The organism is Pseudomonas sp. MBLB4136, from assembly GCF_051904765.1.
Classification (GTDB): domain Bacteria; phylum Pseudomonadota; class Gammaproteobacteria; order Pseudomonadales; family Pseudomonadaceae; genus Aquipseudomonas.
The window spans coordinates 4,064,946-4,078,574 of sequence record NZ_CP196713.1; the positions used below are offsets into that span (position 1 = coordinate 4,064,946).

At 56.0% G+C, this 13,629-nt stretch carries 10 protein-coding genes, 6 tRNA genes and 4 rRNA genes; all 20 read right to left on the reverse strand.

Going from position 1 to position 13,629, the window contains the following annotated elements; genetic code table 11:
* Positions 1 to 204 precede the first annotated feature (204 nt).
* The 20 genes from rplL to rrf (ACSX1D_RS18775) all read right to left on the reverse strand — a co-directional run bounded on the left by rplL (position 205) and on the right by rrf (ACSX1D_RS18775) (position 13,591).
* Positions 205 to 573, reverse strand: a complete 369-nt coding sequence (gene rplL, locus ACSX1D_RS18680; protein WP_255837027.1) for a 50S ribosomal protein L7/L12 — start codon at positions 571 to 573, stop codon at positions 205 to 207.
* Positions 574 to 656: 83 nt separating this feature from the next.
* A complete protein-coding gene (gene rplJ, locus ACSX1D_RS18685) occupies positions 657 to 1,157 on the reverse strand; it encodes a 50S ribosomal protein L10 (protein WP_213641505.1) in 501 nt (166 codons plus the stop codon).
* Positions 1,158 to 1,369: 212 nt separating this feature from the next.
* A complete protein-coding gene (gene rplA, locus ACSX1D_RS18690) occupies positions 1,370 to 2,065 on the reverse strand; it encodes a 50S ribosomal protein L1 (RefSeq protein WP_439859912.1) in 696 nt (231 codons plus the stop codon).
* Positions 2,066 to 2,497, reverse strand: coding sequence for a 50S ribosomal protein L11 (gene rplK / locus ACSX1D_RS18695; RefSeq protein WP_213641507.1), 432 nt, complete (start codon positions 2,495 to 2,497; stop codon positions 2,066 to 2,068).
* Positions 2,498 to 2,613: 116 nt separating this feature from the next.
* On the reverse strand, positions 2,614 to 3,147 hold the full coding sequence (gene nusG, locus ACSX1D_RS18700) for a transcription termination/antitermination protein NusG (protein WP_255837023.1): 534 nt from the start codon (positions 3,145 to 3,147) through the stop codon (positions 2,614 to 2,616).
* Positions 3,148 to 3,156: 9 nt separating this feature from the next.
* Positions 3,157 to 3,525: a preprotein translocase subunit SecE gene (secE, locus tag ACSX1D_RS18705; protein WP_439859913.1), complete on the reverse strand. Its 369-nt coding sequence runs from the start codon at positions 3,523 to 3,525 to the stop codon at positions 3,157 to 3,159.
* Positions 3,526 to 3,568: 43 nt separating this feature from the next.
* Positions 3,569 to 3,644 (reverse strand) — tRNA-Trp (locus tag ACSX1D_RS18710).
* Between the two features lie 53 nt (positions 3,645 to 3,697).
* Entirely contained in the window at positions 3,698 to 4,891 is a 1,194-nt protein-coding gene (gene tuf / locus ACSX1D_RS18715) for an elongation factor Tu (protein WP_015278291.1), read from the reverse strand.
* Between the two features lie 85 nt (positions 4,892 to 4,976).
* Positions 4,977 to 5,052, reverse strand: a tRNA-Thr gene (locus ACSX1D_RS18720).
* A 26-nt stretch (positions 5,053 to 5,078) separates the two neighbouring features.
* Positions 5,079 to 5,152 (reverse strand) — tRNA-Gly (locus ACSX1D_RS18725).
* Between the two features lie 24 nt (positions 5,153 to 5,176).
* A tRNA-Tyr gene (locus tag ACSX1D_RS18730) sits at positions 5,177 to 5,261 on the reverse strand.
* A 133-nt stretch (positions 5,262 to 5,394) separates the two neighbouring features.
* The gene (locus ACSX1D_RS18735; protein ID WP_439859914.1) at positions 5,395 to 6,075 is read right to left on the reverse strand and encodes an SPOR domain-containing protein; all 681 of its coding nucleotides are present in this window, start codon (positions 6,073 to 6,075) and stop codon (positions 5,395 to 5,397) included.
* A gap of 2 nt (positions 6,076 to 6,077) precedes the next feature.
* Positions 6,078 to 6,827 carry a pantothenate kinase gene (locus tag ACSX1D_RS18740; RefSeq protein WP_439859915.1) on the reverse strand — a complete coding sequence of 250 codons (750 nt, stop codon included), beginning with the start codon at positions 6,825 to 6,827 and terminating at the stop codon, positions 6,078 to 6,080.
* The gene (birA, locus tag ACSX1D_RS18745; protein ID WP_439859916.1) at positions 6,817 to 7,770 is read right to left on the reverse strand and encodes a bifunctional biotin--[acetyl-CoA-carboxylase] ligase/biotin operon repressor BirA; all 954 of its coding nucleotides are present in this window, start codon (positions 7,768 to 7,770) and stop codon (positions 6,817 to 6,819) included. The genes ACSX1D_RS18740 and birA overlap by 11 nt, the downstream gene beginning before the upstream one ends.
* 136 nt (positions 7,771 to 7,906) lie before the next feature.
* Positions 7,907 to 8,022 (reverse strand): 5S ribosomal RNA (gene rrf, locus ACSX1D_RS18750).
* 140 nt (positions 8,023 to 8,162) lie between these two features.
* Positions 8,163 to 11,053 (reverse strand): 23S ribosomal RNA (locus ACSX1D_RS18755).
* A 250-nt stretch (positions 11,054 to 11,303) separates the two neighbouring features.
* Positions 11,304 to 11,379: transfer RNA gene (locus ACSX1D_RS18760), tRNA-Ala, on the reverse strand.
* A 31-nt stretch (positions 11,380 to 11,410) separates the two neighbouring features.
* Positions 11,411 to 11,487, reverse strand: a tRNA-Ile gene (locus tag ACSX1D_RS18765).
* A 65-nt stretch (positions 11,488 to 11,552) separates the two neighbouring features.
* A 16S ribosomal RNA gene (locus ACSX1D_RS18770) occupies positions 11,553 to 13,089 on the reverse strand.
* A gap of 386 nt (positions 13,090 to 13,475) precedes the next feature.
* Positions 13,476 to 13,591 (reverse strand): 5S ribosomal RNA (rrf, locus tag ACSX1D_RS18775).
* The 16S, 23S and 5S rRNA genes sit together here with 2 tRNA genes alongside, the layout of an rRNA operon.
* Positions 13,592 to 13,629: the final 38 nt, after the last annotated feature.

A 13,629-nucleotide genomic window follows, 5' to 3' on the forward strand; every position in this document is an offset into this window, starting at 1 on the left:
TGGTCACCTGCTTATTTGGCCTCTCCGACGGGAGCAGCCAGAAAATCTTGCAAACCCTAGGTTTGCGCCACCCTCAGTGGGTGGGAATTCCCGCGCCAGGCCGAGCCATGAATACTCGAGCTAGAACGGAAAAAGGCCGGTGGCAAGAGCCACCAGCCATCAGCCTTATGCGAGACGCTTAGGCTGCAGACGCAAAGTCGTCGCTTACTTGAGCTCGACAGTGGCGCCAGCTTCCTCCAGTGCCTTCTTGGCAGCTTCGGCTTCGTCTTTCGAAGCGCCTTCCTTGACCACGCCCGGGGCGCCGTCAACAACAGCCTTGGCTTCTTTCAGGCCCAGACCGGTCAGCTCGCGAACGGCCTTGATGACGTTCACTTTCTTCTCGCCGGCGGAAACCAGAACGATGTTGAACTCGGTCTGCTCTTCGACAGCAGCAGCGGCAGCAGCCGGGCCGGCAGCAACAGCAGCGGCGGCGGTAACGCCGAACTTCTCTTCCATTGCCTTGATCAGTTCAACAACCTGCATCACGGACATGTCGGATACGGCGTTGATGATGTCTTCGTTGGTCAGAGCCATGACTCTAATTCCTGTATTGGGGGACAGCCTTCGCGGCCATCAAATTAAACAAATAAGATTGAAAGGGGACTATACGGCCTGAATCAGGCGGCAACGCCTTCTTTCTGGTCGCGAACGGCCGCCAAAGTACGAACGAACTTGCTGGTAGCGCCTTGCATCACGCTCATCAGCTGAGAAATCGCTTCGTTGTAAGTCGGCAGTGTTGCCAGTACGTCGATCTGATTGGCTGCGAGGAACTGACCCTCGAACGCAGCTGCCTTGATCTCGAACTTGTCCTGACCCTTCGAGAATTCCTTGAAGATACGAGCAGCAGCGCCCGGATGTTCGTTGGAGAACGCGATCAGGGTCGGGCCTTTGAACACGTCGTTGAGCACGTCGAACTGAGTGCCTTCAACGGCGCGGCGCAGCAGGGTGTTACGTACGACTTTCACGTACACACCAGATGCGCGGGCCTCTTTACGGAGTCCGGTCATAGCACCTACGGTCACGCCACGGGCATCGGCCACGACAGCGGACAGGGCAGCTTTGGCAGCCTCGTTGACTTCAGCGACGATGGCCTTCTTGTCTTCGAGTTTAATTGCCACGGGTTTACTCCTGGATGTTACCGTTTCGTCCAACCGAAGCTGGACGGCGTTTTGGTGTCTGATTCGGTACGAATCGGGAGCACCATCTGCGTAGGCTGGCGGGGATCGCTCCCCGGGTTTAAGGCTTGCGCCACCTACGGTCTTGGACAGCCCCCGCCAGGCAGGGACCCCAATCTTTCAGGCCGACGGAGCAACTCCGCCGGCCAATTTCATTACACGTCCAGCGATGCCTGATCGATGACCAGACCCGGGCCCATGGTGGTGCTCAGGGTCACGCGCTTGACGTAGATACCTTTGGAAGTCGACGGCTTCAGACGCTTGAGGTCAGCAATCAGCGCCTCAACGTTCTGCTTCAGCTTCTCGGCTTCGAAGCCAACCTTGCCGACGGAACCGTGGATGATGCCGTTCTTGTCGGTACGGAAACGCACCTGACCAGCCTTGGCATTCTTCACCGCGGTAGCGACGTCCGGAGTCACGGTACCGACCTTCGGGTTCGGCATCAGACCGCGCGGACCCAGCACCTGGCCCAGCTGACCGACAACGCGCATGGCGTCCGGCGAAGCGATGACCACGTCATAGTTCAGGTCGCCGCCTTTCATTTCGGCAGCCAGGTCGTCCATGCCAACGCGATCAGCGCCAGCGGCCAGAGCAGCCTCGGCGCCCGGACCCTGGGTGAACACGGCGACGCGAACGCTCTTACCGGAGCCGTTCGGCAGCACGGTAGCGCCACGTACGACCTGATCGGATTTACGCGGATCGACGCCGAGGTTTACCGCAACGTCCACCGACTCGGAGAACTTGACGGCCGACAGCTCAGCCAGCAGCGCGGCTGCCTCCACGAAGTTATAAGCCTTGCCGGCTTCGACTTTCGCGGCGATTGCCTTTTGACGCTTAGTCAACTTAGCCATTTACACACCCTCCACGTTCAGGCCCATGCTGCGAGCGGAACCGGCGATGGTACGCACGGCCGCATCCAGGTCAGCTGCAGTCAGATCAGCCTCTTTGGTCTTGGCGATCTCTTCCAGCTGGGCACGGGTTACGGTGCCGACCTTGACGGTGTTCGGACGAGCCGAGCCGCTGGTCAGACCTGCCGCCTTCTTCAGCAGAACCGAAGCCGGGGTGCTTTTGGTTTCAAAGGTGAAGCTGCGGTCGCTGTATACAGTGATGATCACTGGAGTCGGCAGACCGGGCTCCATGCCCTGGGTCTTGGCGTTGAACGCCTTGCAGAATTCCATGATGTTCACACCGTGCTGACCCAGAGCCGGGCCAACGGGCGGGCTCGGGTTGGCCTGTGCAGCCTTTACTTGCAGCTTGATGTAAGCCGTTATCTTCTTAGCCATGAGCTACTCCAATTACGGGTCCTAACGCCTTGCGGCTCCCCGGTGATTACATATTTATCCCAGTGACGACAAAACCCCGCAGTCCGAGACTGCGGGGTATGGGATGCTTGTGTCAGTTATGCCTTTTCGACCTGACTAAACTCCAGCTCGACCGGTGTCGAACGACCAAAAATGGTCACCGCCACCTGGATACGGCTCTTTTCGTAATTGACTTCTTCGACGACGCCGCTGAAATCAGCGAATGGGCCATCGACCACGCGGACCATCTCGCCCGGCTCGAACAGGGTCTTCGGCTTCGGCTTGTCACCGCTGTCGGCGACGCGACGCAGAATGGCCTCAGCCTCTTTGTCGGTGATCGGCGCCGGCTTATCGGCAGTGCCGCCAATGAAACCCATGACTCGCGGGGTATCCTTGACGAGGTGCCAAGTCCCCTCGTTCATGTCCATCTGCACCAGGACATAGCCCGGAAAGAACTTGCGCTCGCTCTTGCGCTTCTGGCCATTGCGCATCTCTACCACTTCTTCGGTAGGGACCAGAATCTCGCCGAAGCCATCTTCCATGCCAGCGAGCTTGACGCGCTCGATCAACGAGCGCATAACATGCTTCTCGTAACCCGAGTAAGCATGCACGACGTACCAACGCTTAGCCACGGGACACCCTTAACCTACGATCAACGAAACAAGCCAGCCCAGCAACGAATCAAGCCCCCACAATACCAGCGCCATCACAAGGACGACAGCTACCACGATGAGCGTGGTCTGAGTGGTTTCCTGACGCGTCGGCCAGACGACCTTGCGAATCTCGACGCGCGCTTCCTTGGCCAGCTCGGTAAACACTTGCCCCTTAGCGGTCTGCAGCGCCACAGCGCCCGCAACACCAGCCAGAACCAGCAAAACCAGAACACGGTACAGAATCGGCTCGGCAGAGAAGTACTGATTACCGACCACACCCACGACGACCAGAGCGACTACAACCAGCCACTTGAGCAGATCGAAGCGCGAGTCTTTGGCCTCAGCATTAGCATTCATTTACGAGGATCCTGTGAAAGACACGCCATATTCGCTAGAAATATGGCAGGTCAGGAGGGAATCGAACCCCCAACCTGCGGTTTTGGAGACCGCCGCTCTGCCAATTGAGCTACTGACCTAGATGAAAATCAGGCCGACCATTATGCCGGCCTGACGGAGACAGATCAACCGATTACTCGACGATCTTGGCAACCACGCCGGCACCAACGGTACGACCGCCTTCGCGAATCGCGAATCGCAGGCCGTCTTCCATGGCGATCGGCTTGATCAGGGTGACAACCATTTTCACGTTGTCGCCCGGCATTACCATCTCAACGCCTTCCGGCAGCTCGCAGCTACCGGTTACGTCGGTAGTACGGAAGTAGAACTGCGGACGGTAGCCCTTGAAGAACGGGGTGTGACGACCACCTTCTTCCTTGGACAGCACGTACACTTCAGCTTCGAACTTGGTGTGCGGCTTGATGGTGCCCGGCTTGGCCAGAACCTGGCCACGCTCTACGTCGTCACGCTTGGTGCCGCGCAGCAGGACGCCACAGTTCTCACCAGCACGACCTTCGTCGAGCAGCTTGCGGAACATCTCGACACCGGTGCAGGTGGTCTTGGTGGTGTCACGCAGACCAACGATCTCGATTTCTTCCTGGATCTTGACGATACCGCGCTCGACACGACCGGTAACCACGGTGCCGCGACCGGAGATCGAGAACACGTCTTCGATCGGCATCAGGAACGGCTTGTCGATGGCACGAACCGGCTCAGGGATGTAGGTATCCAGAGTCTCGACGAGCTTCTTGACGGCAGTGGTGCCCATCTCGTTGTCGTCCTGGCCGTTCAGAGCCATCAGCGCGGATCCGATGATGATCGGAGTGTCGTCGCCCGGGAAGTCGTAGGTCGACAGCAGGTCACGAACTTCCATCTCGACCAGCTCGAGCAGCTCGGCGTCGTCGACCATGTCGGCCTTGTTCAGGAACACGACGATGTACGGTACGCCTACCTGACGGGACAGCAGGATGTGCTCGCGAGTCTGCGGCATCGGGCCGTCGGCAGCGGAGCAAACCAGGATAGCGCCGTCCATCTGCGCAGCACCGGTGATCATGTTCTTCACATAGTCAGCGTGGCCAGGGCAGTCAACGTGCGCGTAGTGACGAATGTTGGAATCGTACTCTACGTGCGCGGTGTTGATGGTGATACCACGAGCCTTCTCTTCCGGCGCGCTGTCGATCTTGTCGAAGTCGACGCGAGCGGAACCGAAAACTTCCGAGCAGACGCGAGTCAGAGCAGCGGTCAGAGTGGTCTTACCGTGGTCTACGTGACCGATGGTGCCGACATTGACGTGCGGCTTGTTACGTTCAAACTTCTCTTTAGCCATTTTGACCGTCTCCCAATGAAGGATTGAGCAAGCCACGCTGCCCATTAAAACAAAGGCAGATATTCTCATATCTGCCTTCATCAAATGGAGCTCATGAGCGGATTTGAACCGCTGACCTCACCCTTACCAAGGGTGTGCTCTACCAACTGAGCTACATGAGCGAAACACTTGTTACCGACTGAAGACCTGGAGCGGGTAGCGGGAATCGAACCCGCATCATCAGCTTGGAAGGCTGAGGTTCTACCACTGAACTATACCCGCGGAGCCTTCAGCTCACGCTAAATCTGGTGGAGGGAGAAGGATTCGAACCTTCGAAGTCGATGACGTCAGATTTACAGTCTGATCCCTTTGGCCACTCGGGAATCCCTCCAAAAGGTGGCGGCATTCTCTTTTCATGCCACCCTACTGTCAAGCATTTTCTCATTTAAAATCTTGAGGTTAGCTGCTTTTCCAGTCGCCCCACAGATCCATCGCTGGACCCACCCTGCGAAGCGGGCGCCATTCTATTCAATCCGCGAGGGCCTTGCAATGCTTTCGCACGGTTTTATTTGATGCTGTAAGCCTTTGAAGTCTAAAGCCAAACGCTGCAGCAACGAATCCTCGGCCAGACGCCGACTCTCCGGTGCGACCCTCACCCAGTAGCTGCGCTCGGCACGCGACAATTCCTTCAGCAGCGGCTCATAGCCCGCGCCGCGCAAACGCTCGACGACACTCTGCGCCGAGTCGCTTCTCGGGAATATTCCCAGCGATATACCGTTCGCCAGCTCACCCTCGGCAATGATGTAGCTGTCGATCTTGCGCGCCTGCAGCTCCTTGAGCAGGCGCAGCGACGCCTGACGGGACGCCAGCGGCGGAAGATAGACCCAATAGTCGACGCCGGCAGTGGCATCGATCGCCTGCACGCTCGAACGGATGTCCAGACTGATCAGGCGCTGTTCCAACGCCTGAGCTGCTGCTCTCTGCTCGAAGCTGCCCAAGAACAGACAGACCGTATCCTCAAGCGCCGCCCTGGGCTGCTCGCGCGGCAGTGGCACGGCTGACTCGCTGAGCAGGCGGATATCGCCCTGGCCACTACGCAGCAGAGCTAGCGGCGCGACCTCTTTCGCACGCATCGGCGCCTGCTGTTGGTGCCAGACGTAATAGAACAGGTTGAGTACGAGCAACAGCAGGAAAATCCAACGCATCGTCAACCTCGACTCAACGGACAGGCGAGCGCGAGACCGATAAACACCAGATCCGGGACCACCCGAGCCCTCGGCAGCAAACCCGCCACGAGCGCTGCATCGCCCCCGGTAAGAAATACCTCGAACGAATCGCCCCAGTACTCTCGCGCAAGCTCCAGCTGGGTGTGCACGAACCCTTGCAGCATCAGTGAGCAGCCTCGCTCTACTGCTTCGGCCGTAGAGCGGCCTGGGGCCAGGCTATGCAAGGCGCGCTCAGCCACCTTATCGTCATAACGTATGCGCCGGGTATGGGTGCGCAGCTGGCCGCGCATCAACGGCACGCCCGGACAAATGAAGCCGCCCAGATGCCGACCACCGGCGTCGACGTAGTCGGAGGTCACTGCGGTGCCCAGATCCAACACCAGGCAGGCACCGCTTGCCAGATGATAGGCGCCGACCAGAGCCAGCCAGCGATCCAGCCCCAGGCGCTCATGCTCCTCGTAGCCGTTGCTCACACCAGCCAGTTCGGCCGCCGTCTCAGCTCGCGCACAATCAAGCGAGAACGCCTCGCTCAGGGCACTAACCAGATTGGATGTTTCCTCATCGCTGCGCACGCTAACCAGGCGGCAGGCACTCAAGCCCACCGCCCGCCCGCGCAGGGCGTCCACTAGCTCCTGATCGGATCCGACCACGCCGCAGCAGGCAACCGCATCTTCTCGGTCGATAACCCGCCACTTGATAAAGCTATTGCCGCAATCGAGCTCAAGAATCATCCGACAACCTCAAGCTGAGCTCCCCACCACTGAAATGCCGCTCCACGCCATCCACCAGTAAGCGTAAGGCTCCTGTTACATCTACCCCCAGGACCACACCTACTATCTCCTGTGCGCCGGCGGTAAGCCTAACCTGGCGCCCCTGCCACAAGTGACAGCCCTGCCACTCCTCGAGCAGCGCTGAGAATCCACGCTGCTGATGCAGGCTCAAATAGCCCATCAGTTGCTTATTCAGGCCACTGACCAGCTCATTGCGGTCCACCCCACAACCCAGCACGGCGCGCATCGAGGTCCAGGGCTGGTCTATGGTCGACGCTTGCCCAGGCATCATATTGACGTTGACCCCTATACCGATCACGACATGGCAGACATCCGCGGGGTCCCCGGACAGCTCCAGGAGTATGCCGGCGATCTTGCGCCCATCGACCAGCAGGTCGTTCGGCCACTTCAAGCCGACACCCTCGACCCCCATGCCACGAATGGCCCGCACCAAGGCCAGCCCGACCACCAGACTGAGCCCTTCCAGCTGCCGCATACCACCCTCTACTCGCAGCACTAGGCTGTAGTAGAGATTTTCGGCGAAAGGACTGATCCAGGTACGCCCACGGCGCCCCCTGCCAGCCGTCTGCCGCTCGGCAAGCACGCTAAAAGGCACCGACTGAGCGGCCTCTAGACGGCGTAATGCCTCCGAATTTGTCGAGTCGACAGAATGCAGCACACTCACCGGCCAAGCTTCCTCGCTCAGCTTGCGCTCATCAAGCAGACGAAGCGGGCTTGCCAAGCGGTAGCCCCGGCCGCGAACCTTATAGACCGGCAAGCCGAGCTCGGCCTCCAGCGAACGCAATTGCTTCCAGACTGCGGCGCGACTGATGCCCAGCGCCGCCCCGAGCGCCTCGCCGGAATGGAAGCGGCCATCTTGGAGAAGCCTTAGTAATGGCAGCATGCTGCCTCCCCTCGGAGCAATAAGGCACGCATGATAACGATGCCCCTGCCACTTGCCTACAAACGTAAAGAGGCGTTTCCAGCGCGCAAAAGCAAACCCCCGACCTGCTTACGCGGGTCGGGGGTTTGGGATAGGTGCTTGACGATGACCTACTCTCACATGGGGAAACCCCACACTACCATCGGCGATGCATCGTTTCACTACTGAGTTCGGGATGGGATCAGGTGGTTCCAACGCTCTATGGTCGTCAAGCAATTCAGCAGGGGAGTCGCGGTTGAGGCGCTTCCCCGAATTGGGTATGTGATATGCGGTATTGCGTGTTCTGGCAAATTTTCGGTTTGTTGTCGACTTCAGCCGTCTGACACACAAACAACAAATTGTTTGGGTGTTATATGGTCAAGCCTCACGGGCAATTAGTATGGGTTAGCTCAACGCCTCACAGCGCTTACACACCCCACCTATCAACGTCGTAGTCTTCGACGGCCCTTTAGGGAGCTCGAGGCTCCAGTGAGATCTCATCTTGAGGCAAGTTTCCCGCTTAGATGCTTTCAGCGGTTATCTTTTCCGAACATAGCTACCCGGCAATGCCACTGGCGTGACAACCGGAACACCAGAGGTTCGTCCACTCCGGTCCTCTCGTACTAGGAGCAGCCCCTCTCAAATCTCAAACGTCCACGGCAGATAGGGACCGAACTGTCTCACGACGTTCTAAACCCAGCTCGCGTACCACTTTAAATGGCGAACAGCCATACCCTTGGGACCGGCTTCAGCCCCAGGATGTGATGAGCCGACATCGAGGTGCCAAACACCGCCGTCGATATGAACTCTTGGGCGGTATCAGCCTGTTATCCCCGGAGTACCTTTTATCCGTTGAGCGATGGCCCTTCCATACAGAACCACCGGATCACTAAGACCTACTTTCGTACCTGCTCGACGTGTCTGTCTCGCAGTCAAGCGCGCTTTTGCCTTTATACTCTACGACCGATTTCCGACCGGTCTGAGCGCACCTTCGTACTCCTCCGTTACTCTTTAGGAGGAGACCGCCCCAGTCAAACTACCCACCATACACTGTCCTCGATCCGGATAACGGACCAGAGTTAGAACCTCAAGGTTACCAGGGTGGTATTTCAAGGATGGCTCCACGCGAACTGGCGTCCACGCTTCAAAGCCTCCCACCTATCCTACACAAGTAAACTCAAAGTCCAGTGCAAAGCTATAGTAAAGGTTCACGGGGTCTTTCCGTCTAGCCGCGGATACACTGCATCTTCACAGCGATTTCAATTTCACTGAGTCTCGGGTGGAGACAGCGCCGCCATCGTTACGCCATTCGTGCAGGTCGGAACTTACCCGACAAGGAATTTCGCTACCTTAGGACCGTTATAGTTACGGCCGCCGTTTACCGGGGCTTCGATCAAGAGCTTCGCTTTCGCTAACCCCATCAATTAACCTTCCGGCACCGGGCAGGCGTCACACCCTATACGTCCACTTTCGTGTTTGCAGAGTGCTGTGTTTTTAATAAACAGTCGCAGCGGCCTGGTATCTTCGACCGGCATGAGCTTACGCAGTAAATGCTTCACCCTCACCGGCGCACCTTCTCCCGAAGTTACGGTGCCATTTTGCCTAGTTCCTTCACCCGAGTTCTCTCAAGCGCCTTGGTATTCTCTACCTAACCACCTGTGTCGGTTTGGGGTACGGTTCCTAGTTACCTGAAGCTTAGAAGCTTTTCCTGGAAGCATGGCATCAACCACTTCGCATTCTAAAAGAACGCTCGTCATCAGCTCTCGGCATTAAGCGCCCGGATTTACCTAAGCACTCTGCCTACCACCTTAAACACGGACAACCAACGCCGTGCTGGCCTAGCCTTCTCCGTCCCTCCATCGCAGTAACTAGAAGTACGGGAATATTAACCCGTTTCCCATCGACTACGCATTTCTGCCTCGCCTTAGGGGCCGACTCACCCTGCGTCGATTAACGTTGCGCAGGAAACCTTGGTCTTTCGGCGTGCGAGTTTTTCACTCGCATTGTCGTTACTCATGTCAGCATTCGCACTTCTGATACCTCCAGCAAGCTTCTCAACTCACCTTCACAGGCTTACAGAACGCTCCTCTACCGCTCATCCTAAGATGAACCCGTAGCTTCGGTGTATGGTTTGAGCCCCGTTACATCTTCCGCGCAGGCCGACTCGACTAGTGAGCTATTACGCTTTCTTTAAAGGGTGGCTGCTTCTAAGCCAACCTCCTAGCTGTCTAAGCCTTCCCACATCGTTTCCCACTTAACCATAACTTTGGGACCTTAGCTGACGGTCTGGGTTGTTTCCCTTTTCACGACGGACGTTAGCACCCGCCGTGTGTCTCCCGTGCTGACACTTGCTGGTATTCGGAGTTTGCATCGGTTTGGTAAGTCGGGATGACCCCCTAGCCGAAACAGTGCTCTACCCCCAGCAGTGATACACGAGGCGCTACCTAAATAGCTTTCGAGGAGAACCAGCTATCTCCGAGCTTGATTAGCCTTTCACTCCGATCCACAGGTCATCCGCTAACTTTTCAACGGTAGTCGGTTCGGTCCTCCAGTCAGTGTTACCTAACCTTCAACCTGCCCATGGATAGATCGCCCGGTTTCGGGTCTATACCCAGCGACTAAACGCCCTATTAAGACTCGCTTTCGCTACGCCTCCCCTATTCGGTTAAGCTCGCCACTGAATATAAGTCGCTGACCCATTATACAAAAGGTACGCAGTCACCCAACAAAGTAGGCTCCCACTGCTTGTACGCATACGGTTTCAGGTTCTATTTCACTCCCCTCTCCGGGGTTCTTTTCGCCTTTCCCTCACGGTACTGGTTCACTATCGGTCAGTCAGTAGTATTTAGCCTTGGAGGATGGTCCCCCCATATTCAGACAAAGTTTCTCGTGCTCCGTCCTACTCGATTTCACTTCTAAGATCCTTTCGCGTACAGGGCTATCACCCACTATGGCCGCACTTTCCAGAGCGTTCCGCTAAAATCAAAGAAGCTTAAGGGCTAGTCCCCGTTCGCTCGCCACTACTAAGGGAATCTCGGTTGATTTCTATTCCTCAGGGTACTTAGATGTTTCAGTTCCCCTGGTTCGCCTCACACACCTATGTATTCAGTGTGTGATACCCAGCTTATGCTGGGTGGGTTCCCCCATTCAGAGATCTCCGGATCAAAGTCTGTTTGCCGACTCCCCGAAGCTTATCGCAGGCTACCACGTCTTTCATCGCCTCTGACTGCCAAGGCATCCACCGTATGCGCTTCTTCACTTGACCATATAACCCCAAGCAATCTGGTTATTGTCTATAACGTGAAGACGACATTCGCCGAAAATTTGCACTTGAGAACAACGCAAATTTTACCTTGACCAAATTAATTACCAGTGAAAGTAATTAATCAGTCACTTCTATCACATACCCAAATTTTTAAAGAACGATTTTCGTACTGGTCAAAGACCAGAAATCAACATTCAACTGACGATCTCAGGAATGTTCATTTCTGAACTCTACACAACGATGCTGTAAGTGGTGGAGCCAAGCGGGATCGAACCGCTGACCTCCTGCGTGCAAGGCAGGCGCTCTCCCAGCTGAGCTATGGCCCCATATTCTACCAAGGCCAAACCCCACAACAATTGGTGGGTCTGGGCAGATTCGAACTGCCGACCTCACCCTTATCAGGGGTGCGCTCTAACCAACTGAGCTACAGACCCAATCGTCTTTCGCAATGAATCAAGCAATTCGTGTGGGAGCTTATAAGGAAGCTGATGTCGTCGATTAAGGAGGTGATCCAGCCGCAGGTTCCCCTACGGCTACCTTGTTACGACTTCACCCCAGTCATGAATCACACCGTGGTAACCGTCCCCCTTGCGGTTAGACTAGCTACTTCTGGTGCAACCCACTCCCATGGTGTGACGGGCGGTGTGTACAAGGCCCGGGAACGTATTCACCGTGACATTCTGATTCACGATTACTAGCGATTCCGACTTCACGCAGTCGAGTTGCAGACTGCGATCCGGACTACGATCGGTTTTATGGGATTAGCTCCACCTCGCGGCTTGGCAACCCTTTGTACCGACCATTGTAGCACGTGTGTAGCCCTGGCCGTAAGGGCCATGATGACTTGACGTCATCCCCACCTTCCTCCGGTTTGTCACCGGCAGTCTCCTTAGAGTTCCCACCATAACGTGCTGGTAACTAAGGACAAGGGTTGCGCTCGTTACGGGACTTAACCCAACATCTCACGACACGAGCTGACGACAGCCATGCAGCACCTGTGTCTGAGTTCCCGAAGGCACCAATCCATCTCTGGAAAGTTCTCAGCATGTCAAGGCCAGGTAAGGTTCTTCGCGTTGCTTCGAATTAAACCACATGCTCCACCGCTTGTGCGGGCCCCCGTCAATTCATTTGAGTTTTAACCTTGCGGCCGTACTCCCCAGGCGGTCAACTTAATGCGTTAGCTGCGCCACTAAAATCTCAAGGATTCCAACGGCTAGTTGACATCGTTTACGGCGTGGACTACCAGGGTATCTAATCCTGTTTGCTCCCCACGCTTTCGCACCTCAGTGTCAGTATCAGTCCAGGTGGTCGCCTTCGCCACTGGTGTTCCTTCCTATATCTACGCATTTCACCGCTACACAGGAAATTCCACCACCCTCTACCGTACTCTAGCTTGCCAGTTTTGGATGCAGTTCCCAGGTTGAGCCCGGGGCTTTCACATCCAACTTAACAAACCACCTACGCGCGCTTTACGCCCAGTAATTCCGATTAACGCTTGCACCCTCTGTATTACCGCGGCTGCTGGCACAGAGTTAGCCGGTGCTTATTCTGTCGGTAACGTCAAAATTGCAACGTATTAGGTTACAACCCTTCCTCCCAACTTAAAGTGCTTTACAATCCGAAGACCTTCTTCACACACGCGGCATGGCTGGATCAGGCTTTCGCCCATTGTCCAATATTCCCCACTGCTGCCTCCCGTAGGAGTCTGGACCGTGTCTCAGTTCCAGTGTGACTGATCATCCTCTCAGACCAGTTACGGATCGTCGCCTTGGTGAGCCATTACCTCACCAACTAGCTAATCCGACCTAGGCTCATCTGATAGCGTGAGGTCCGAAGATCCCCCACTTTCTCCCGTAGGACGTATGCGGTATTAGCGTTCCTTTCGAAACGTTGTCCCCCACTACCAGGCAGATTCCTAGGCATTACTCACCCGTCCGCCGCTGAATCAGGTAGCAAGCTACCCTCATCCGCTCGACTTGCATGTGTTAGGCCTGCCGCCAGCGTTCAATCTGAGCCATGATCAAACTCTTCAGTTCAATACTGCTTGGGTTTTGAGAAAACCCTAAACTTGGCTCAGCAATCGCAAACCTCTTACTTAAAAGAGTTAACTCTCGAATTAACGAGTGTTGCTTTGTGATGCTGATAATCAGTTGACTATCAGTCTTACCCCACAAGCACCCACACGAATTGCTTGATTCAGTTGTTAAAGAACAGTTGGTTAAGTCTTTCGTCTCAACCGAGGCGCGCATTCTACAGCAGCCTCATCTTCCGTCAAGCAGTTTCGAAAATTTCTTTTCTACTTCAACCACTTGGTGAAACTTAGCGGCTTTCGCCAGCGCTTCACGCCCAAGTACAAATCTTAGGCTTTCACTAAAAGACAAACCCCCGACCTGCTTACGCGGGGCGGGGGTTTGGGATAGGTGCTTGACGATGACCTACTCTCACATGGGGAAACCCCACACTACCATCGGCGATGCATCGTTTCACTACTGAGTTCGGGATGGGATCAGGTGGTTCCAACGCTCTATGGTCGTCAAGCAATTCAGCAGGGGAGTCGCGGTTGAGGCGCTTCCCCG

Excerpts from the sequence above, each read along its gene's own strand:
- rplL (WP_255837027.1), bottom strand. The coding sequence starts at position 573 with ATGGCTCTGACCAACGAAGACATCATCAACGCCGTATCCGACATGTCC.
- rplA (WP_439859912.1), bottom strand. The coding sequence starts at position 2,065 with ATGGCTAAGTTGACTAAGCGTCAAAAGGCAATCGCCGCGAAAGTCGAA.
- rplK (WP_213641507.1), bottom strand. The coding sequence starts at position 2,497 with ATGGCTAAGAAGATAACGGCTTACATCAAGCTGCAAGTAAAGGCTGCA.
- secE (WP_439859913.1), bottom strand. The coding sequence starts at position 3,525 with ATGAATGCTAATGCTGAGGCCAAAGACTCGCGCTTCGATCTGCTCAAG.
- tuf (WP_015278291.1), bottom strand. The coding sequence starts at position 4,891 with ATGGCTAAAGAGAAGTTTGAACGTAACAAGCCGCACGTCAATGTCGGC.
- ACSX1D_RS18735 (WP_439859914.1), bottom strand. The coding sequence starts at position 6,075 with ATGCGTTGGATTTTCCTGCTGTTGCTCGTACTCAACCTGTTCTATTAC.
- ACSX1D_RS18740 (WP_439859915.1), bottom strand. The coding sequence starts at position 6,827 with ATGATTCTTGAGCTCGATTGCGGCAATAGCTTTATCAAGTGGCGGGTT.
- birA (WP_439859916.1), bottom strand. The coding sequence starts at position 7,770 with ATGCTGCCATTACTAAGGCTTCTCCAAGATGGCCGCTTCCATTCCGGC.